Origin of the sequence: Marinobacter fonticola (assembly GCF_008122265.1) — a bacterium.
Lineage (GTDB): Bacteria > Pseudomonadota > Gammaproteobacteria > Pseudomonadales > Oleiphilaceae > Marinobacter_A > Marinobacter_A fonticola.
The window spans coordinates 3,875,034-3,895,722 of record NZ_CP043042.1 but is presented as its reverse complement, the minus strand read 5'-3'; the positions used below and the strand labels follow the sequence as shown (position 1 = coordinate 3,895,722).

General features: G+C 57.0%; 20 protein-coding genes and 1 other RNA gene. 15 read left to right on the top strand and 6 right to left on the bottom strand.

Features of this window, described 5'->3' with window-relative positions; translation table 11 throughout:
- Nucleotides 1-136: 136 nt before the first annotated feature.
- Entirely contained in the window at nucleotides 137-949 is an 813-nt protein-coding gene (locus FXO11_RS17335) for an ATP-grasp domain-containing protein (protein ID WP_148864198.1), read from the bottom strand.
- 181 nt (nucleotides 950-1,130) lie between these two features.
- On the opposite strand from FXO11_RS17335, the gene FXO11_RS17330 reads away from it, so the two are divergent.
- From FXO11_RS17330 to FXO11_RS17305, 6 genes are all read left to right on the top strand, one after another.
- On the top strand, nucleotides 1,131-1,502 hold the full coding sequence (locus tag FXO11_RS17330) for a VOC family protein (protein ID WP_148864197.1): 372 nt from the start codon (nucleotides 1,131-1,133) through the stop codon (nucleotides 1,500-1,502).
- A gap of 194 nt (nucleotides 1,503-1,696) precedes the next feature.
- Nucleotides 1,697-1,945 (top strand): hypothetical protein, encoded by a 249-nt coding sequence (locus tag FXO11_RS17325; RefSeq protein WP_148864196.1) that lies wholly within the window; start codon nucleotides 1,697-1,699, stop codon nucleotides 1,943-1,945.
- A gap of 316 nt (nucleotides 1,946-2,261) precedes the next feature.
- Nucleotides 2,262-2,756 carry a copper chaperone PCu(A)C gene (locus FXO11_RS17320; protein WP_148864195.1) on the top strand — a complete coding sequence of 165 codons (495 nt, stop codon included), beginning with the start codon at nucleotides 2,262-2,264 and terminating at the stop codon, nucleotides 2,754-2,756.
- 327 nt (nucleotides 2,757-3,083) lie between these two features.
- Nucleotides 3,084-4,253 carry a chromate efflux transporter gene (gene chrA / locus FXO11_RS17315; protein WP_148864194.1) on the top strand — a complete coding sequence of 390 codons (1,170 nt, stop codon included), beginning with the start codon at nucleotides 3,084-3,086 and terminating at the stop codon, nucleotides 4,251-4,253.
- Between the two features lie 155 nt (nucleotides 4,254-4,408).
- Nucleotides 4,409-4,663 carry a hypothetical protein gene (locus FXO11_RS17310; protein WP_148864193.1) on the top strand — a complete coding sequence of 85 codons (255 nt, stop codon included), beginning with the start codon at nucleotides 4,409-4,411 and terminating at the stop codon, nucleotides 4,661-4,663.
- Nucleotides 4,664-5,216: 553 nt separating this feature from the next.
- Nucleotides 5,217-5,483 (top strand): hypothetical protein, encoded by a 267-nt coding sequence (locus FXO11_RS17305; protein ID WP_148864192.1) that lies wholly within the window; start codon nucleotides 5,217-5,219, stop codon nucleotides 5,481-5,483.
- A 161-nt stretch (nucleotides 5,484-5,644) separates the two neighbouring features.
- Here the strand turns inward: FXO11_RS17305 and ssrA are convergent.
- From ssrA to smpB, 3 genes are all read right to left on the bottom strand, one after another.
- Nucleotides 5,645-6,009, bottom strand: a transfer-messenger RNA (tmRNA) gene (gene ssrA, locus FXO11_RS17300).
- Nucleotides 6,010-6,117: 108 nt separating this feature from the next.
- Nucleotides 6,118-7,551 (bottom strand): wax ester/triacylglycerol synthase family O-acyltransferase, encoded by a 1,434-nt coding sequence (locus FXO11_RS17295; protein WP_227545951.1) that lies wholly within the window; start codon nucleotides 7,549-7,551, stop codon nucleotides 6,118-6,120.
- A 152-nt stretch (nucleotides 7,552-7,703) separates the two neighbouring features.
- Nucleotides 7,704-8,186, bottom strand: a complete 483-nt coding sequence (gene smpB, locus FXO11_RS17290) for an SsrA-binding protein SmpB (protein WP_148864191.1) — start codon at nucleotides 8,184-8,186, stop codon at nucleotides 7,704-7,706.
- A 434-nt stretch (nucleotides 8,187-8,620) separates the two neighbouring features.
- Between smpB and FXO11_RS17285 the strand changes: the two genes are divergently transcribed.
- From FXO11_RS17285 to FXO11_RS17275, 3 genes are read left to right on the top strand one after another with little or no spacing between them, the layout of a single operon-like run.
- Complete coding sequence (locus FXO11_RS17285) at nucleotides 8,621-10,303, top strand: sodium-dependent transporter (RefSeq protein ID WP_148864190.1); 1,683 nt, start codon at nucleotides 8,621-8,623, stop codon at nucleotides 10,301-10,303.
- 57 nt (nucleotides 10,304-10,360) lie between these two features.
- Nucleotides 10,361-10,807, top strand: coding sequence for a type II toxin-antitoxin system RatA family toxin (locus tag FXO11_RS17280; RefSeq protein ID WP_148864189.1), 447 nt, complete (start codon nucleotides 10,361-10,363; stop codon nucleotides 10,805-10,807).
- Between the two features lie 8 nt (nucleotides 10,808-10,815).
- Nucleotides 10,816-11,097, top strand: coding sequence for an RnfH family protein (locus tag FXO11_RS17275; protein WP_148864188.1), 282 nt, complete (start codon nucleotides 10,816-10,818; stop codon nucleotides 11,095-11,097).
- Between the two features lie 72 nt (nucleotides 11,098-11,169).
- Here FXO11_RS17275 and FXO11_RS17270 read toward each other — a convergent pair whose 3' ends face one another.
- On the bottom strand, nucleotides 11,170-11,496 hold the full coding sequence (locus FXO11_RS17270; protein ID WP_148864187.1) for an outer membrane protein assembly factor BamE: 327 nt from the start codon (nucleotides 11,494-11,496) through the stop codon (nucleotides 11,170-11,172).
- A gap of 122 nt (nucleotides 11,497-11,618) precedes the next feature.
- On the opposite strand from FXO11_RS17270, the gene fur reads away from it, so the two are divergent.
- Nucleotides 11,619-12,032: a ferric iron uptake transcriptional regulator gene (gene fur / locus FXO11_RS17265; protein ID WP_148864186.1), complete on the top strand. Its 414-nt coding sequence runs from the start codon at nucleotides 11,619-11,621 to the stop codon at nucleotides 12,030-12,032.
- 345 nt (nucleotides 12,033-12,377) lie between these two features.
- Here the strand turns inward: fur and recN are convergent, their stop codons facing one another.
- Nucleotides 12,378-14,057 (bottom strand): DNA repair protein RecN, encoded by a 1,680-nt coding sequence (gene recN, locus FXO11_RS17260; protein ID WP_148864185.1) that lies wholly within the window; start codon nucleotides 14,055-14,057, stop codon nucleotides 12,378-12,380.
- Nucleotides 14,058-14,325: 268 nt separating this feature from the next.
- Between recN and grpE the strand changes: the two genes are divergently transcribed.
- From grpE to carA, 5 genes are all read left to right on the top strand, one after another.
- The gene (grpE, locus tag FXO11_RS17255; protein WP_148864184.1) at nucleotides 14,326-15,012 is read left to right on the top strand and encodes a nucleotide exchange factor GrpE; all 687 of its coding nucleotides are present in this window, start codon (nucleotides 14,326-14,328) and stop codon (nucleotides 15,010-15,012) included.
- A 111-nt stretch (nucleotides 15,013-15,123) separates the two neighbouring features.
- Complete coding sequence (gene dnaK, locus FXO11_RS17250; RefSeq protein WP_148864183.1) at nucleotides 15,124-17,049, top strand: molecular chaperone DnaK; 1,926 nt, start codon at nucleotides 15,124-15,126, stop codon at nucleotides 17,047-17,049.
- Between the two features lie 162 nt (nucleotides 17,050-17,211).
- A complete protein-coding gene (gene dnaJ / locus FXO11_RS17245; protein WP_148864182.1) occupies nucleotides 17,212-18,336 on the top strand; it encodes a molecular chaperone DnaJ in 1,125 nt (374 codons plus the stop codon).
- A 56-nt stretch (nucleotides 18,337-18,392) separates the two neighbouring features.
- Complete coding sequence (gene dapB, locus FXO11_RS17240) at nucleotides 18,393-19,202, top strand: 4-hydroxy-tetrahydrodipicolinate reductase (RefSeq protein WP_148864181.1); 810 nt, start codon at nucleotides 18,393-18,395, stop codon at nucleotides 19,200-19,202.
- Nucleotides 19,203-19,522: 320 nt separating this feature from the next.
- A complete protein-coding gene (carA, locus tag FXO11_RS17235; RefSeq protein ID WP_148864180.1) occupies nucleotides 19,523-20,665 on the top strand; it encodes a glutamine-hydrolyzing carbamoyl-phosphate synthase small subunit in 1,143 nt (380 codons plus the stop codon).
- Nucleotides 20,666-20,689 lie beyond the last annotated feature (24 nt).

Genomic DNA, 20,689 nt, shown 5'->3' with positions numbered 1-20,689 from the left:
AGATACGCACAATCCCTTAGGTTGGTTGGCTGGGTGCCTCAATTTAAGGGCTTTCTAGGCTATACGAGACGGGTTTGACAATAATGTACAGGCCACGCAAAACGCGCAGCCTGGCATTATCCAGAGGCTCCATCGTTCAGACCGCGATGGGGAACAGCTCCTGGGGCGGAGGTGGTCCGTCCGGGTCCTGGGGAGAGGCCTCCCGCTGTAGGTAGTCGAGGATGGCCTCACGCAGCATGCCACCTTGCAGGCCCTGGTTGCCGAACAGGCGATTAAACTCCAGCAGGTACGGGTGCCCGCCCACCATGGCCACATCGAAACCGGCGTGATCGACGCCAAGCTCCCGGGCAACGCGCAGAGCGAGATCGGTCGCCGCTTTGGGGACTGGCCCATGCTCCACGCGGCCGCCTTTGGCCACGTTATTGTAGAAACCCTGCTCGGCTTGATGACGCCAGTAAGCCGTGACCACACGGTAGCCGATGACGACGATGCGTAGGTCCCGGTCAATAGGTAGGTATTCCTGGACGTAGAGCACGTCGGTGCGCTCGCAGTAGCGTTGCCAGTCGGCCCGGTTCTCGATCAGCCAAACACCTTCACCCATGCTCGCACGCGGCAACTTGGCGACAAACGGCAGTGGCAGCGTGTCCCAGATCTTTTCCCGCTCTTGAGGCCCGTTAGCTTCAATGACGGTAAACGGGGTGTGGCCGGGTACCAGCATTTGAAAGGCGCGGGTCATTTCGATCTTGTTATGACCGATCTGATAACTGGCTATGCTTGGGAAGACCCGGCACTTTAATCCGTGCACCAGCGCGTTGAGCTGCCAATATTCGGGAAATAGTACCCAGTCCGCGCTACGCAGCAATTCTTTCTCGGCAAACATTTGCTCGGGCTTTAGGACGCGGGTGTCGGGAAAGCCGAGGGTGCGGAAGATATCAAAGGATATGAACATCAAGGTACGTCTGGCGATGAGCAGGTTGCGCGCATTTTAGTCAGTTTTTCTTCGCCGGCAAGCGAATTCTCGAAGCTGGCCTGCTTCGACTCCCTTAACGTATGCTGCTTCTCGAAAGGGCGACTCTACGCGTCGACACCGCTGAAAATCGGCAATGGGACACACAAAAGGAGCACGACTCATGATTGGATACGTCACGATCGGCGTCAGCGATATGGAACGGGCCAAGGATTTCTATAGCAACCTGTTAGCCGACATGGGAGGCAAAGTGCTCATGGATATGGGGCGCATTGCGTTTATCGGCAAGCGCATGAGCGAACCCATGCTGGCGGTCTGTACACCCCACAACGAGCAACCCAACCAGCCGGGCAACGGCAACATGGTTGCGTTTCAACCGGGATCGAAAGAAGCCGTGGATGACTGCTACCGCAAGGCTATCGATCTGGGTGCGACGTGTGGAGGCGAGCCGGGACAGCGTATTGCGGATCGATTTTACGGCGCCTACATCCACGATCTTGATGGCAACAAAGTTGCCTTCTTTCACTTTGGCTAGACTTTGGGCCAGAAAATGCCGGGCCTTAGCCCGGCATCTGTGCAAGCAGATCGGACGCCCTCTCATCGTTCACACTCTCATCGTCCACACCTAGCGGTTTGAACACGGACATGGCCCTTCTTCTGTTGCGTCATAACCTATGTCAATGTGCCTGACAGATAATTCCCGCATGCTACATTAGTAGTAGGCGTCTGATGACGTCAGCCGCCCCATCCGTTGTACCGGAGGACGCTGTTATGGAGCTGTTACTCAGCGAAGGCCCGATTCAGGTTTTTGCCGATAAGCACACGGACCGACCCACGGAATTCAAGGTTTTGATCGACGGAGAAGGCACGTTGTTAACCTGTACTTATCTTTCCACAGTGGAAAGTTATCTGCGGGCACTGACCAGCTATTCGGCGGCCAATGAAATGATAAAGCGGCTGCGATGCCGGGCCGCCTGACGGGCCCTGAAAGTAAGTTGCCAATGAGCTGGCAACGCGCGTGGAGTGGAGGGCGCCAGCGCCCTTCGCTATTTTTGGCAAGTACCCTCCGTAGATCTTGGCAAGCACCCTCCGCTATTTTTGGCAAGCACCCTCCGCTATTTTTGGCAAGCAAAAATGACCGGTTGTGTTGTCAGCGCCGCCTTCCACTCCTCGCCCTTCTGTAATGCCTCCAAAGGCAATATCTCTAAAGGTGATGGTTGAACTCGGGAGTCGAATGGCCACTGCCATGCTAAGGTTCTAGCATTGGAGCAGAACGGATTTCCGGAGGCAATCTATGCAAGTAGCGACACGCATTATGATATCCATGATGTTGACGTATGCCATTCTGACGGCGTCAGGTGCGATGGCGCATGAATCCCACCATCAGGGCATCCAGGTCGACCAGCCCTGGGCCCGGCCTACGCCGCCGGTGAAGCCTATCAATGGCGCCGCCTATTTCGTTATCAGTAACCACGGCGACAGGGCTGCAATCCTCGAAGGTATCAGTACGCCAATAACCGATATGGCCAGTATGCATCAGACCCGGGAAGAGGGCGGCACCCTACGTATGGGCGCCGTAGAGGGCGGTCTGGAAATCGCGCCCGGTGAAACCGTGCGGTTTGAGCCGAATGGCTATCACGTGATGCTGATGAATCTCGACGAGCCGCTAAAAGAAGGCAAAAGCTTCCCGCTGACGCTGAAATTCGCTCAACAGGACAACATCGAACTGGACGTCCGGATTGAGCATGGCCCAGGATCTTCGGAGGCCATGTCCGCTCATGAGCATTAGTCCTTTCTCCCTGATTTATGGCGTATTGAGCTCACGACCGGCCTCGGTTGCGACCGTCGAACCTCGAACGAGGCTTGTGTCATGAAACTGAAATGGTCGCCGCTCTAAGCTGAACAAATGACATCTGAGATGCGTGTCAGTCTTCTGTTATTACACTGTGAAACTTTTGGCCGGCTTTTGACCGGCCATTTTTTTGCTTTAATTCCCAAGAGATTTTTTGTCGTTGGCGACTGAATCGCTCTGCAGGTCAGAGCTGATGCTCTCTAACCAAGCTGCGAGTAGCCGCTACCCGCCTGTCGAATAAGCGACGTATTTCCGGAGGCCGTCTTGCGGCGATGTGCAGAAATTTTCCGCGCCTTCCTAATGTTGGGTCTGACGTCGTTTGGCGGCCCCATCGCTCATTTGGGCTATTTTCGAACGGAGTTCGTCGAACGCCGCCGTTGGCTGAGTGACGCGGCCTACGGCGATATTGTCGCCTTATGTCAGTTTTTGCCGGGGCCGGCCAGCAGTCAGGTGGGTTTTGCCATCGGCCTTCTCCGGGGCGGCTACGCGGGTGCATTGGCGGCCTGGGTGGCGTTCACCCTGCCGTCCGCGATTCTGCTTGCCGTGTTGGCCGGTGTCGGTTTTGCCTTGGACAACACCATTGGACAGGGCGTTGTGTCCGGCCTGAAAATCGTTGCGGTTGCCATTGTCGCTCAGGCGGTATGGGGTATGGCGCGCAGCCTGTGTCCCGATCGCACACGGTCGGCCATTGCCGTGCTTGCAGTGTTGATTGTGGTCGGCTTTGGTGGCCCGGGCGGACAGGTGTTTGCCATTCTTACTGGAGCGATAGCGGGCTATAGCTTCTGCCGAAGCGGAGTGGCTGAAGCAGCCCGGGATATTGCTCATCCGGTGACTCGCCGGGTCGGCATCCTCGCTTTGGTGGCGTTTGTCCTCTTGCTGATAGGTTTACCCGTGCTGGCCTCGGCAGCACCGTCCCGGCTGATAGACCTATTCGACGTGTTCTATCGCGCCGGTGCGCTGGTTTTTGGCGGAGGGCATGTGGTACTGCCCTTGCTGGAATCGGAAGTGGTGCGTTCGGGCTGGATGAGCGCCGGTGACTTTCTCGCTGGCTATGGTGCGGCGCAGGCGGTTCCGGGGCCACTCTTCACCTTTTCCGCGTACCTCGGCACGCTTCTCGGTGGCGTTTCCGGGGCTCTAGTCGCCTTGGTGGCTATCTTCGTACCCGGGTTTTTGCTGCTGGTTGGCGTCTTGCCATACTGGGCATCCTTGCGGCAGAACGCCTGGGCTCCGGCGCTGATGCGCGGGACAAATGCAGCGGTCGTGGGGATTCTTGGCGCGGCTCTCTACGACCCGGTATGGACCGCCGCCATCACGGGCTCTAGCGCCTTTGCTCTGGCGCTGGTTTGCTTCGTCATGCTGACCGTCTGGAAAGTGGCACCGTGGATTGTGGTGGTAGTATCGGCGGCAGGCGGGCTGCTGATATCGGTCGCCTGAGCCGCAGTATGACAGTGAAATATGAGGAAAATATGACAGCGAGAATCTTTTTGCTGGGCTCAAGAAGTTTGATTGTCGAGCCGCGTTAAATGGTTTAACGTCGCTTACTGATCAACGTTTGAGCACAACGACTCATGCGTTAAAAGGAGGCGATCATGATTGAGCAGCAACTCAAGAGAAGCATCCGCATTCCTGAAGGCCATCACTTGGTCCACCTCGATTCCGAGCCCGATCCTGAGCGGGCGACCACCTACGAAGCTGAAAACTTCCAACTCGTCGACGGGGAAGGCAACCTGATTGCCCGGTTTAATGCCTGGGCAATGGAAGACAGCTTCTTCGGGTATTTCGAGTACGACGCTGATGGCGAACTGATCGACCGCAAGACGGTAGGGCTATACAGCGAAGGGTAAACGGTGGCTGCCAGTGTCCCTCAACACACGTTCGTCGCCTGTCAGCGCGACTGTGATCTGTCCCTTAAGAGGCGCGAACGTAGGTGGGGGTAGCCAATTCGAGCAGCTGAGATTCGGGTTTCTCCGGGTCCACGGACGAGTAGACTGTGGTGCTGGTCGTTTGCGTTGGTTTACGGCTTAAGCTGCTCCGCTTTTCTCCGAATGATCGTAATAATCTGTAAGCCGGATCGGTAGCTCTGTAACCGATGTCTCGTTAGTCGGCGTATTGGAGCGTTCTTCGGCCTGAATCTGGTGCAGATTCCCTCCTGCAAACGTCCCGTTTTCCACCTCGCAAGCTCGTCTCCATCCATTGGAATACCGCATACGGAATGCGCGTTTTGCATGGCAAAACAAGGCAGTAATTTGCGGCTTTATGTTGCATAAAGTGCCCCACCGTTAGCCTTCGTGAAAAATGTGAAATGGGGAAAACAATTGCATTTCAAAACACTACACACAAGAGGGAGGAGTGGTGGCAAACTGCTCAACTGTCAGGTTATTGAGAGGGGAGCGTAGTATGCCTGCAATGGTGGTGAAGGACATCAGCGGTTATAAGCTGATGAAGATTTCAGTCGTCCGCGAAAACGGCGAAGTGACACGCGAATACCACATCGTGGTCGAGCCGAACGGAGAACTCTTCCAGGTGGGCTTGTCGTATGCGCAGGGTTTGGCGCTGCTGGAAGAAATAACGGCTGGAATCGAAGAGGAGCTTCAGGAGCACGAGGCGCAGGCTATCGACGCACCTCATCCCGAGGAAACGTTTGCTCGCTGCGAGAATTTCTAAGTCTCGCCAGCGCATGTGTTCAGGTTATCGAAAAGCCGCTGTCGTTCAGCGGCTTTTTTGTACCTCGGTTTGCGCCTCACAGCGAATGTGCGTTCCAGTGAGTAGTGAGCTTCCGCCGGGAATAAAAAAGCCCCTGAAAATCAGAGGCTTTTTAAGGATCGTGGTGGAGACGGCGGGAATCGAACCCGCGTCCGCCAGTACTCTGCCTTGAGATCTACATGCTTAGCTTCCTTCTATTAATTTAACCTCAAGCGGCCCGAAGGTCAGGGCGCAAGAGGCGAGCTCTTTATATCTTAGCCATCAGCCAGTGAGCTCTGACTGATAGAGCATCCTGTAAGCGATGACGTCCTGAGGTGTTGCTTCTGGGTTACAGGCACCCCAGTCAGGACGACTAGCAGCTTACGCTGCTAGTGCGTAGTTTTCGTCGTTTGCGACTATTTGAATGCAGCTTTGGATTAACGAGATTGGCTGCCATCTCGACATGCACCCAAGGGTTTGCAACCGGCGTCGAAGCCATGTCGTCCCCCTTTGAAGAGAGTATATGGGGCTGAAGCCTACGACTTCAAGGCTTAAATCGTGGGCTGACTCCGTATTTGCTCTTATCGCCTTTTGCGCGTGAAGCCAGGCCCGGCCATTAAACGGAGGCGGCCGCTCTACGACGCTCTACTTGCGGATAGGTGCCCGGCTTGCCAGCGACGCTTTGTAGATCGGCAAAGCTTTGGGAGAAGGCATCCATCACCCGCGCCGGGTCCACGGCCAGATTCTTGTCGACGATAATGCCGAATTGAACCGTGTCCGCGTAGGTGAAAATGCTCAAGCCGATACCAATGCCGCCGGTCTGCGGCACCCAGAACATCGGTTGGGTCAGTTTGGCTCCGGCCAGGTAAACGTGCTTGCGCGGGCCTGGTACGTTGGTCAGCACCGCTGAAGCCTTCCGGCTAAGCAGGTGCAGCGCACGCCGCTCAAGGATGTCCGGGCCTCGTCCAAACAAGTCCAGGAGGCTATAGGTGACCTGCGCCTGCCAGGAGCGTTTGAGCCGGTTCATGTGATCTTGCACTTGGCGGAAGCGCATGCGCGGGCACACGACATCCACCGGTAGAGGTACCAGCACCAGCCCGAATTGATTACCCAGCGTTTCCACCGGTTGGCGTAGAGGGCGCAAATTGAACGGTACCGCAACCCGAATGCCGCAGTCCGGCGGTGTCTCATTCTGGTCGACCAAATACTGATGAATGGCGCCGGTGGCAGCTGTCATCAGTACATCGTTGACGGTGCCTTTGAGCGCTCTAGCAGTGTCCTTAACGTCCTTGAGGGGGAGAGGTTCGGCCCAGGCAACACGCTTGCGGCCGGTGAGCGAGCCCTTCAGCAGAGTCGGTGGATCAGCAGGGGCCAGTGCCAGCTTGGCGCATTCCATGCCAATTTGGCCGCCAGTGCGCAACAGCTTGAGCGCATAGGAGGGCTTGTCCTGCACGTTTTTGCGGAAATAGCCGAGCTGCTCGATTCCTGTCGCCGCGCTGTGCCGCAGCTCCCTCGCGCCACGACGCAGACGTTCCCAGCGCGTTTCCCGCTGATGCTCCACGCTGGGCACCGAATGCAGGTGCCGGCCGGGGGCGTCGTCGGTTAGGGCCATGAGTACGCGCACCAGCGAGATGCCATCGGCAATGCAGTGATGAATGCGTATGACGAGCGCGCAGCCACCCTGATAGTTGTCCACATAGTGGATCTGCCACAGCGGACGAAAGGGGTTCAGCGGCGCACTGTTCAGGTCGCTGGCCAGCGACTGCAGCGCATGCTGATCGGCCTTGCCGGGTAATGCGATGATCTGGATGTGGTTGTCCAGATCGAACGAAAGGTCGTCCTGCCAGTAGGTGCGGTCGCCGGAATGGGCGACGGTTTGACGAAACCGGCGAAAGCGTAGGAATCGTTCGTCGAGCACTTGGCGTAAACGCACTATTGAAATGGGCTCGTCGAACACCAGGACGACGCCGATCATCATTGGATTTTCTGGAGATTCCATCCGCAACCAGGAGCGGTCAACAGATGTCATCGGTGTTCTTGAACGAGTCATAAGCCTCTCTTCTTCCATGTTTGAGAGGATGAGATCGCCGAGTCAGACTGCAGGCTCAGGGCACGTACCCACCCGGAGCGCAGTAGTATAGATCCATGGTGCAGGCGATAAAAGTGATGCTATAGGCGACGGGATTTCGGAGCTTGTCCCCCTCAGCTTTGGTTGACTTCCCTCAAGACCCGCTGCTTCTGGCGGTTCCAGTCCCGCTCTTTTTCCGTTTGTCGTTTGTCGTACTGCTTTTTGCCTTTCACCATAGCGATCTCGCATTTCACCTTGTTTTTCTTCCAGTACAGGGCGAGTGGAACACAGGTGTGGCCTTGTTGCTGAGTCGCGCCGATGAGTTTGCTGATTTCCTTGGCGTGAAGCAGCAGCTTACGGGTTCGTGTCGGATCGGCGATAACGTGGGTGGATGCTGCGATGAGCGGCGTGATGTGGGCGCCAAGCAGAAAGGCTTCGCCGCCCTTGAGCAGAACGTAAGCGTCCACCAGCTGGCATTTGCCAGCGCGTAGGGATTTGACCTCCCAGCCCAGCAGGGCGAGACCTGCTTCGAAACGTTCTTCGATGTGGTACTCGTGCTTGGCCTTTTTGTTCAGCGCGATCGTGCTACTGCCTGTACCGGGTTTCTTCTTGCTCATGGGTGCCTGATCTGTGAATCGGGAATGCGTCGGCGGATCGGGGATCGCTGTCCGCCCGGCGAAACGCAGCATTGTAGCTCAGTTCCGCAAACCGGGTCACGGGTGCGCGCCGTCTGCTGGCTCAATGGGTTATTGCGGCGACAGGTTTCGGCTACAATGCCAGTGGAATTGGACTCCTCGGAGCCTCGGGACGATAACGCTCGGTCGTGCCCGCAGAGAGGCTGGCCACTGCATGAACGGATCGCTGGTGCCTGCTCCAGGTTGTGCCCTGAAAGCCAGGGCGTCTCGGTAAAAGTCCATTCTGTGGAAAATCGCGACGCGATCAAGCTCACGGCTACCGCAAGGTATGCCTCGCTTCTTGCGCTCCTGCCACAGGATGTTCTTTTTCAGAGGCGCCGCAGAATTGCTGCATGAATTATTCAGAGGCTCCTTGAATGCTAGGTCGTTATCAAACCCCGGTTGGCGCCTGGTCGCACCGAACCACCTATTTCTGGGCCACGATCGGTGCCACCGTTGGGCTGAGCAACCTCTGGAGCTTTCCGCATTTGGCCGGTGAAAACGGCGGCGGCGTCTTCATTCTCTTCTATTTGGCTTGCCTGCTTGTCCTCACGCTGCCCTTGATGCTGACCGAATCCATTATCGGCCGCGGTGCCCGTCATGGCGCGGTGCTGGCGGTCGACGAGCTCGCGCGAGAAGCGCAACAACCCTCGCGCTGGATCTGGGGTGGACGGCTCAGCGTTCTGGCGGGCTTCCTGGTCTTGTCTTTTTATGCCGTGATCGGCGGCATCTGCCTGGCCTACGTCTTTTATGCGGCCTATGGCCGGTTGGACGGTGCGTCTCCCGAGAAGCTGGCCGGACTGCTGACAGCCCTGGTGCAGCAGCCGGAGAACTACCGTGAATTCATGGGTTGGCATGCGTTCTTCCTGATGCTGGTGGTGGCCACCTCGATGCAGGGCGTTCACTACGGGCTGGAACGGGCTTTCCGGTTCGTGATGCCAACGTTTGTGTTGCTGTTGCTAGGACTTTTCGTGTTCGGCGTGCGCCACGGCGACGTCCAGGCTGCAGCTGATTTCATCCTGCAGATGCGTCCTGAACAGGTGTCTTTCAACAGCATACGCATGGCATTGACGCATGCTTTTTACACACTGTCGCTGGGCACGGGCGTGCTGATCGTGTTTGGCGCCTACTCGGCTCCGACGACACCCCTGAAGCGCTCGGTATTAGCTGTGGCGCTGATGGATACGTTGATCGCGATCCTGGCCGGGCTTGTGATTTATACCTTTGTGTTCAGCAGCCTGCCCGCGGGTGCGGATCCAATGCAGGGCTTCAGTCTAGTGTTTCTGGCCTTGCCGGAAAGTTTGGCCAGTATGCCGGGCGGGCAGTTTGTCACGACGGCTTTTTTCGTCACCATCGTACTGGCGGCCTGGAGTTCGTCCATCGCACTGCTGGAGCCGGCGGTTGGCTGGCTACAGGAACGCATCGCCTCGCCTCGCGGCTGGAGTGTGCTTGTCGTCGGGTTTGCGGCTTGGTTGCTTGGCTTGGCGAGTCTGCTCTCGTTCAACGCCTGGGCAGATATCCGTGTCCTTGGCGGGACGCCTTATCGCTGGATCGAGCTTGTGACGAGCACGTTCCTCATTCCCATCGTGAGTGTTTTGCTGGCCTTTTTTGCCGGCTGGGCTCTGCCGGATCGTCTGGCCCATAGGTTACTGGGGCGCAGCCCCCGCCTGGCTCGACTCCTCTGGCATTGGGTCATTCGCTTGCTGCTGCCAGCCGCCATCCTGTACATCGGTATCCATTATGCAATCCAGTCCGGCACTTCCCTTTGTAACGCCGAGCAGCCACGTCATGACGAAAATGAGCCCTTCTGGTGCCATATGAGCGATCGGCGCGACGACGATCAGCGCGAAGAGAGGACGTCCCCGGAACAGCCAAGGCCCGATTCCGCGCCGGAAATTGAACTGCCGGAAGAAATGCCGGATATTGTGCCGGACGATCAAAGTTCCGAGGACCGGGCGCCCGGCGCCAATAGGTCTGGATCGCCCCGTCAGGCCAATCCAGCAGGCGTTGAGGGTGATCCCGGCCCATCGGACGGCGATATGCTTTACCATAGCGTCTGATTTGCCGGGCGACCGTCCGACTCACATTCTCTCACTTTCAGGTTCAGTTACGACCGCATGGCCCACGTCATCGAAAAGTCAGCCCTGGTCTGGCACTCCGCCGAACAAATGTACGATCTGGTCAACGATATCGGTCGCTACCCTGATTTTCTTCCCTGGTGCGCCAGTACGGAGATTCACGAGGAAAACGAATCCGAAATCGTCGCATCGATTGACGTTGCCCGTTCGGGCGTACGTCATAGGTTGACCACACGAAATCGCCTGAAATCGCCGAGCGAAATCCGCATGTCGTTGGTCGAGGGTCCGTTCAGGAATCTGGGCGGCACCTGGGAGTTTCTGGCATTGGACGAGGGCGCGTGCAAGGTCATCCTGCGTCTGAATTTCGAATTTTCAGGTTCCCTTGCCCGCATGACATTCGGCCGGGTTTTCAGTCAGGCAGCCAATACGATGGTGGATGCGTTTTGCCAGCGTGCCCATGACGTCTACGGAAGTGGAGCGCGATGAGCGAGGGCATGATTCGGGTTGAAGTGGCGTACGCTACACCGGAGAGGCAGGAAATCTGCACGCTCCAAGTGGCCGAAGGGGCCAGTGCTTACGATGCGGTATTGAAATCGGCGATCTGCAGTCTTTTTCCCGAGATTGATCCGGAAGCCTCTGATATGGGTATTTTTGGCAAGGTTATCAAAGGCCCTAAGAGCTATGAATTACGGGACGGCGACCGTGTGGAAATCTACCGGCCCTTGAAGATCGATCCGAAACAGGCCCGGCTCAACCGGGCTCGTAAAAAGACATAAAACGGATACGTAGCGCACGGGCCGGTGCTGATGGTCCTATGCTGTGTCGATAGTTCTAAGGGCACTCGTGCATTAGTAGGCTGGCGTTTCCTCAAGTAGCTGTGCCTCGTAGTGCAAATAGCTATCGGCCTCATAGTAAACGATGACCCGCTGCTCCTTTATTTCGCCGCCGGCTTTTTGGTACGTATACGTATAATACTCGCGAGAGTCGTCGACTGGGTTGAGCATGATGGGTGTCCCCAGGATCGCATGGACTTGGTTTCTGGGCATGCCTTCTTCCAGCTGGCCAAGTGCTTCGTCGTCGACAATATTTCCTTGCTGGACGTTGATCTTGTACACGCCCGGGAATACGCAACCGGCCAGGAGGACAAGGGAGAGTAGGGCAGCGAGCTTTTGCATCAGGGGGTGAAATCCTCTATCTTGGAGTGCTTGCCCGACGGCGGGCAAAACGTTTGGTCAGCCGTCTCTGCGCTGGCTATCATAACGGAACCAGACAGTTCACCAAAGAGCGAAACAGCAGCATGTCATCCGAAAACGCTGAATTACGCAAGGTCGGTCTCAAGGTGACCCTGCCTCGGGTCAAGATCTTCAATATCCTCGAGAGCTCCAATGAGCATCATCTAAGCGCAGAAGATGTTTACAAAAAACTCTTGGAAGCCGGTGATGACGTGGGCTTGGCCACGGTATACCGTGTGCTCACCCAGTTCGAGGCGGCCGGTCTTGTCTTGCGCCACAATTTTGAGGGCGGCCACGCCGTGTTCGAAATGGCCCGTGACGATCACCATGACCACATGGTGTGTACCGAGACGGGTGAGGTGGTCGAGTTCGTTGACGAAGTGATCGAAGAGCGTCAGCGTAAGATCGCCGAGGAGCACGGCTACGAAATTGTCGATCACAGCCTGATTCTCTATGTAAGGCCGATGAAGAAGCGCTGATCTCTAGTCTCAGATTCTTCTTCCAGAATGCCTGTGGGGCACCTGCAAGGTCCATGGGCATTTGTATTCCTGTTTGTTCGTCCCTCCCCTCTAATTGTTGATCGTCCTTCCGATTCGTTCTCTGCCCGTATTTTTGGGTGATCTCTCCTGATGTTGAGCGGCACTTTATTATTGCTTGCTTGCTTAATTATTGCTCGCTTGCTTATAGAGTCTAATGCGAATGGGCAATCACGAATCAAGGACGTTAAAAAGGAGGCAGGAAGGCCTGCCTCAGGCAACGCTCGGGGTTTGAGCGTAGGGGAAATGCTCGGTTAGGGCGACGGCAATGCTCCGTCGCCTTGGCGTTCAATGGTGGGTAGCCTGGCCTTTTTGGACCATTTCCTGGGCATGAGCCAGGGTTTGTTCAGTCATGTCTACGCCACCGAGCATGCGAGCGACCTCGCGCACCCGGCCATCGTCGTTAAGCGTCTCGATGCGTGAGAAAGTGGCGTTCTGCTCGCTGAACTTGCTGACGAAAAGGTGCTGGTGCGCTTGAGCGGCAACCTGTGGCAGGTGCGTTACGCACAGTACTTGGCCGTTCTGACCTAGCTGGCGTAACAGTCGTCCGACCACCTCTGCTGTACCGCCGCCGATACCCACATCCACCTCGTCGAAAACCAGCGTGGGAATGGTGGACGTCTGGGCGACAACCACCTGGATCGCCAGGCTGATTCGAGACAGCTCGCCGCCTGAGGCCACCTTGCTCAGCGCGCGCGCGGGCTGGCCCGGGTTGGCACTGATCAGGAACTCGATGTCTTCGTTGCCCGTGGGCGCAGGTTCGGCTTTTTCCTGCCGGGCCAGGCGGGTGACGAATTGCACGGAGGGCATGCTCAGCTGAGCCAGTTCCTCGGCAATGCGATTGTCCAATTCCGCCGCCGCTTTCTCCCGTTTTCCGGTAAGGGCATCAGCCTGCGCCTGCCATTCATCGCGAAACGTCTCTACATCGGCTTCCAGCTTTTCCAGGCTGCCTTCACCGCCGTCCAGTTCATCCAGTTCGGACTGCAGTTGAGTGTGCAGTTCGCCGAGGGTTTCCGGAGTGACCCGGTGTTTGCGTGCCAGGTCGTAGATTGTGCTCAGTCGTGTTTCAACTTCTTCCAGTCGAGCGGGGTTCGCTTCGTAGTCATCGATGAAATGCCGAAGGTTGTTGCCTGCCTCGCTGAGTTGGATCTGGGCTTCGTTAAGCATCTGGAGAGTGTCGGCCAGTTGTGGGATCTCGACCGGTAGTTGCTCCAATTGCTGTAGGGCCTGCTGGACCAGGGAGGCGGCGCTGGGTTCGTCTTCGCTACAGAGTAAAGACGCTTGGTGGCAATTGCGCAGGACGGTTTCTGCATGGCCGAGTTGGGCCTGCTCGTTTTCCAGTTCGGTCAGTTCGTTCTCGCCCAAAGCCAGGCCGTCCAGTTCTTCGACTTGATAGCGCAGCAGTTGCAGGCGGGCTTCGTTTTCATCCTTGTAGGACTGAAGCTCACTCAGACGTTGACGGGTTTTGTGCCATTGTTTCCAGGCTGTGCGGGTTGCTTCCGCCAGTTTCTCTGCGCCGGCAAACTCGTCGAGCAGTTTGCGGTGAGTGTCTTTCTGTAGTAGGGACTGGTGCTGATGCTGGCTGTGGATGTCCATCAGCATACCGCCCAGCTCGCGCAGGTCGGCCAGCGGGCAGGGCTGGCCATTGATGTAGGCGCGGGAACGACCGTCCTTGCTGATCACGCGGCGCAGGATGCACTCGTGTTCGTCATCGAGATCATGATTTTCCAGCCAAAGTTGGGCTTCTGGAATGCGGCTGACGTCGAAGCTGGCCGTGATGTCTGCGCGCTTGGCGCCATGCCGGACTGCGCCGGCGTCGGCACGGCCACCCAGTACCAGGCCGAGCGCGTCGAGAACGATGGATTTGCCGGCACCGGTTTCCCCGGTCAGGGTGGTCATGCCCTGGCGGAACTGTAGTTCGACGCGCTCGGCAATGGCGTAATTGGCGACGATCAGTTGATTCAGCATGGTGGACTCCGGTTTCCTGGCGCTTCCGTGGTGCAAGACGGTTGTTCGGGGTGAGCGCTGTGATCGGTTTAAGTGCGTCGATCTGTTCAAATATACAGTAGCTGTGAATATATACAGTGAAATTTCGCGATGCAAGCAAAAACATGGACGGCGTAGCGTTAATCGATAGGCAACGGTTGAAAGCGTTCCGGCTGATCCCCATATCGCTGGCAAGCTATTGGATAAGGGCGGTTTCGCCCGTCTGAGATGATTGATCAGGAGTTGACTGATGAGCGCAGAAGACACCCGCAAAGAACACAACGAGGACGAGCTGAAAGCGGTTCCTGAGGATGCTCTCGACCCGGCGAGAAGCGGACGCGCAGGCAGCGAGCGCAAGCCCGAAGCCGGCTCCGAGAAGGCCGAGCAAGCCGAGCCCCAGGCGCAGTCGAAGCAGCCGGAAGACGATCAGGGCGATCGGGAAGCCGGTGAACTTGAGGCGCTGCAGGGACAGGTGGCCGAGCAGAGGGAGCTGGTGTTGAGGACTCAGGCGGAGATGCAGAATGTGCGCCGCCGCGCCGAGATTGATGTGGATAAGGCTCGCAAATTTGCGCTTGAGAAGTTCGTCAAGGAACTGCTGCCGATAGCCGATAGCCTGGAAAAGGCGGTGGAAAGCACCGAAGGCAAGACGTCTTCCGATGAGGTCGTTGCCTCCATTCGAGAAGGTGCGGAGATGACACTCAACCTGTTCATGAACAGTCTCGAAAAGTTCAATGTGAAACAGGTCAATCCCGTGGGTGAGCCATTCGATCCTCAGCTCCACGAAGCCATGTCCATGGTGCCGGCGCCCGATGCCGAGCCCAATAGTGTCGTCGCATGCATTCAGAAGGGTTACACCTTGAACGAGCGCTTGGTACGCCCGGCTATGGTCGTGGTCGCTCGTCCCGATGATTCAGCAAAAATTGACGAACAGGCTTGAAAACGAGCGGTCCGAGCCAATATAGGCATTAAACGGTAATTAAGCCGATCGAACCCAAGAATTTATTCGCAAGCGAAGCAGATCAGCAGCTACAGGAACTGGAGTCATTCAATGAGTAAGATTATTGGTATCGACCTGGGGACCACCAACTCTTGTGTAGCCATCATGGATGGCGACAAGGTCAAGGTGATCGAGAACGCGGAAGGCGATCGCACGACGCCGTCCATCATCGCGTATACCGAAGAGGGTGAAACGCTGGTCGGTCAGTCAGCCAAGCGTCAGGCGGTGACCAACCCGAACAATACCCTATACGCCATCAAGCGTCTGATTGGCCGTCGCTTTGAAGACAGCGTCGTTCAGAAAGACATCAAGATGGTGCCCTACAAGATTGCCAGCGCGGACAACGGTGATGCTTGGGTTGAAGTGAAAGGCAAGAAAATGGCGCCGCCGCAGGTTTCTGCGGAAGTGTTGAAGAAGATGAAGAAAACCGCTGAGGATTATCTTGGCGAGAAGGTCACTCAAGCGGTTATTACCGTTCCGGCCTATTTCAACGATAGCCAGCGTCAGGCCACCAAAGATGCCGGCAAGATCGCCGGTCTCGAGGTCAAGCGAATCATCAACGAGCCCACTGCGGCCGCGTTGGCTTATGGCCTGGATAAGAGAAGCGGTGACCGCAAGGTCGCTGTATACGACCTGGGTGGCGGTACCTTCGATATCTCCATCATCGAGATCGCAGACGTTGACGGCGAGCATCAGTTCGAAGTACTGGCCACCAATGGCGATACCTTCCTCGGTGGTGAAGACTTCGATATGAAGATCATCGAGTTCTTGGCGGACCAGTTCAAGAAAGACAGTGGCATCGACCTGCGTGGTGATTCACTGGCGATGCAGCGTTTGAAAGAGGCGGCTGAGAAGGCCAAGATCGAGCTGTCCAGCAGCCAGCAGACGGATGTCAATCTGCCATACATCACGGCAGATCAGAGCGGTCCCAAGCACATGAACGTCAAGCTGACCCGGGCCAAGCTGGAAGCGTTGGTGGAAGACTTGGTCGATCGCAGTCTCGAGCCTTGCAAGATCGCTCTGGCTGATTCCGGTGTGGACAGCAGCGAAATCGACGAAGTGATCTTGGTCGGTGGCCAAACGCGCATGCCGCAGGTTCAGGAAAAGGTTAAGAACTTCTTTGGCAAGGAAGCGCGTAAGGATGTGAACCCGGATGAAGCCGTCGCCATGGGTGCGGCCATCCAGGCGGCCGTTCTGTCAGGTGACGTTAAAGACGTACTGCTGCTGGACGTGACCCCGCTGACCCTGGGCATCGAAACCATGGGCGGTGTGTCCACATCGCTAATCGAGAAGAACACGACGATTCCGACCAAGAAGTCGCAAACCTTCTCGACTGCGGATGACAACCAAACTGCGGTAACCATTCACGTGGTTCAGGGTGAGCGCAAGCAAGCGACCCAGAACAAGTCGCTGGGCCGCTTTGACTTGGCTGACATTCCACCGGCGCCCCGTGGCGTACCGCAGATCGAGGTCACCTTCGACATCGATGCCAACGGTATTCTCAACGTGTCCGCCAAGGACAAGGCAACCGGTAAGGAGCAGTCCATCGTCATCAAGGCCTCTTCCGGCCTGAACGACGACGAGATCGATAAGATGGTCGCGGATGCCGAGGCGAATGCCGAGGAAGATCGCAAGTTCGAAGAGCTGGTGCAGGCGCGCAACCAGGGCGATGGTATGATCCACGCCGTGCGCAAGACGCTCTCCGAGGCGGGCGATAAGGTGTCCGAGCAGGAGAAAGAGTCCATCGAAACCGCCATCAGCGAGCTTGAAGAGGCGCTGAAAGGTGATGATAAGGACGACATCGAAGCGAAGACCCAGAAGCTGACCGAAGCTTCATCCGAACTGGCGCAGAAGATGTACGCTGATCAAGCCGAGCAGGCAGGTGACCAGGCCGAAGGCCAGGAAAGCGCCAAGTCCAGCGGCGACGACGCGGTTGACGCTGAGTTCGAAGAAGTGAAAGACGAAGACAAGCGGTAAGCGCGGAGTCTTCATGAGAGTGAGCAAAACGCGGGGGGCTTGCTTCCCGCGTTTTGCTCGTTTGATGGAATCATAAATTGCAGACGTCCGTTTGCGGGCGGTTGCGATTGAAAGTAGTCACAAGGCTCCTGACCAGATGGAGTCTGAAATGGGTATCGGAACATGGCCAAACGCGACTATTACGAGATTCTCGGCGTCTCCCGGGATGCGGATGAGAAAGAAATAAAGCGCGCGTATCGCAAGCTCGCGATGAAGTATCACCCGGATCGCAATCCGGACGATAAAGAAGCCGAGAACAAGTTTAAGGAAGCCAGCGAGGCTTACGAAATTCTGGCGGACGCGAGCAAGCGCAGCGCTTATGACCAGTTCGGCCATGCCGGTGTCGACGGTCAGGGTGGAGGCAGCGGCTTCGGCGGGGGTGGCGGGAGCTTCTCTGATATCTTCGGCGATGTTTTCGGCGATATCTTCGGCGGTGGGCGTGGTCGTAGCAATCGCGGCGCGGACCTGCGCTACACCCTTCAGCTGGACCTTGAGCAGGCGGTCAAAGGGACTACGGTTCAGATCAAAGTGCCTGGGCATGTGGAATGTGACTTCTGCCATGGTTCCGGAGCGGAGAAAGGCAGTACTGCAGAAACCTGTGGAACCTGTGCCGGTATGGGGCAAGTGCGCATGCAGCAGGGCTTCTTTGCCGTGCAGCAGACCTGTCCGACCTGTCGGGGTGCTGGCAAGGTCATCAAGAATCCCTGTAAGAAGTGTCACGGCGCAGGCCGTGTCGAGCAGCCTAAGACGTTGTCTGTGAAGGTGCCGCCCGGCGTCGATACAGGCGACCGGATACGGTTATCCGGTGAGGGCGAAATGGGCATGGAGGGTGGCCCGGCGGGCGACCTTTATGTGCAGGTTGCGGTGCGCGAGCATTCTATTTTCACGCGGGATGGCCGCAACCTCTATTGCGAGGTGCCCATCAGCATCATCGACGCGACGCTTGGCGGCGAGCTTGAGGTGCCGACCCTCGATGGTCGAGTGAAGCTCAAGATCCCGGCGGAAACCCAGACCGGCAAGCTGTTCCGTTTGCGTAACAAGGGTGTAGCGCCGGTGCGTGGCGGTCCATCCGGCGACCTGCTGTGCCGCGTCATCGTAGAAACGCCGGTCAATCTGACCAAGCGTCAGAAGGAGCTCCTGGCCGAATTCCAGAAAACGCTGGATGGTCAGGACGGCAATAATCATGCGCCCCGCAAGACGTCGTGGTTTGAAGGTGTAAAAAGCTTCTTTGACGAAATGAAGTTCTAGAAGTTTTAGAAGCTCTAAGAGTAGCAACCACAAGAGTCATCATAAGGATGGTCACCATGAAGGTAGCGATCATGGGCGCCGCCGGGCGCATGGGCAAGGTGTTGATCGAGGCGGTTGAAGAGGCTGACGGCGTCGAGCTGGGCGCCGCCGTGGTCGAGCCCGGTAGTAGCTTGATTGGCGCCGATGCCGGTGAAATGACCGGTATCGGCAAAACCGGTGTGCTCATGGTCGACAGTCTGGATCAGGTTAAGGATGACTTCGACCTGCTCATCGATTTCACCTTTCCGGACCTGACGCTCCGGAATGCCGCCTTTTGCCGGAGCCACGGCAAGAAGATGGTCGTTGGCACAACGGGCATGACGGAGGCTGAGCGCAGTGAGCTGAGCCAGGCCGCAGCTGATATTCCCATTATGCTCGCTCCGAATATGAGTGTCGGCGTCAACGTGGTGTTGAATTTACTGCGCACGGCGGCGCAGGCATTGGGCGATGACTACGATATCGAAATTATCGAAGCGCATCACCGCCACAAGAAGGACTCGCCGTCCGGCACCGCGGTGCGCATGGGTGAAGTGGTAGCCGATGCCCTGGGGCGTGATTTGCGGGAGTGTGCGGTTTACGGTCGTGAAGGATTCGTCGGCGAGCGTTCGCGTACTGAGATTGGTTTTGAAACCATTCGCGGCGGCGATGTCGTGGGTGATCACACGGTGTTGTTTGCCGGCATTGGCGAACGGGTTGAAATCACACACAAGGCGAGCAGCCGCATGACGTTTGCCCAAGGCGCTATGCGGGCGGCGCAGTGGTTGGAAGGCAAGCCGGCCGGGCTGTACGACATGCAGGATGTGCTAAACCTTAAGGACGCCAGCTGAGTTCTTTAGTCCGTCGCGGATATACCGTCCGTTCGCGGCTTTTCTCGTGGACAGAAAAGCTCGAATTTTCTACAATGGGACGGTTTAACTGCACCAAGCGTGGTTTGAAAACGGCTTAGTTTGAAAAAGCTAGCAACGAAAGAGCGGGACGGAGTGATAAATCTCCCTCTCGCTTTTTTGCGACCTGAATTTGCGCTTGCGTTCCTGTTCGTGACGTTGAGGTCGCCTGTTCTCGTGTGCCTGTATGTGTAGTGTACGGCTGCGGAGCGGGAAGGCCCGATTCGGAACTAACGATACGCCACTCGATGAGGATACAAGCCTTGAGTACACCCGCAATCCTTGCACTCGCAGACGGTAGCCTGTTCAAAGGAATCGCCATCGGCGCTGACGGCGAAACCAGTGGCGAGGTCGTGTTTAATACCGCCATGACCGGCTATCAGGAAATTCTGACAGACCCATCCTATGTCCGCCAGATCGTCACGCTGACCTACCCCCACATCGGCAATACCGGGGTCAACGAAGAGGACGTTGAGTCCGATCGGATTCAGGCAGCCGGACTGATTATTCGCGACCTGCCGTTGATGGCCAGTAACTGGCGCCAGACACGGCCTCTGGATGTCTATCTGCGTGACAGCAATGTGGTCGGCATCGCCGGTATAGATACTCGCCGCCTGACACGCATCCTGCGTGATAAGGGCGCGCAGAACGGTGCTATTGTGGCCGGTGCGGAGGCCACGGAAGAGCGAGCACTGGAGCTGGCGCGTGCTTTTCCGGGACTCAAGGGCATGGATTTGGCCAAGGAAACCGGCAGCAAAACCAGTTATAAATGGAACCAGACGGCCTGGAGCCTGGTGGACGGTTACGGTGAGCAGGCTGCGCCCACGTACCGTGTGGTGGCCTACGATTACGGCATCAAGCTGAATATTTTGCGTATGCTTGCGTCCCGTGGCTGCGACATTACCGTAGTGCCGCCCCAAACGCCGGCAGCCGAGGTGTTGGCAATGAATCCGGATGGTGTTTTTCTGTCCAACGGCCCCGGTGATCCCGAGCCCTGCGACTACGCCATCAAGGCCATCAGCGACATCCTCGAGACTGAGGTCCCTGTGTTTGGTATCTGCCTAGGTCATCAGTTGCTGGCGCTGGCCAGTGGGGCCAAGACCCTGAAGATGGGGCATGGCCATCACGGTGCCAACCATCCCGTACAGAATCTGGAAGACGGCACTGTGATGATTACCAGCCAGAACCACGGTTTTGCGGTGGATGAGTCCAGCCTGCCCGACAGCCTCATCGCGACCCACAAGTCTCTGTTTGACGGCACTCTACAGGGAATTCGTCGGAAAGATCGACCGGCCTTCAGCTTTCAGGGCCACCCGGAAGCCAGTCCGGGACCCCACGACGTGGCGCCGCTGTTCGATACCTTCATCCGGTTGATGGACGAAGGGGCAGCCTCCAAGACGGCCTGAGGGCCTTGGATCGCCGCACCGACG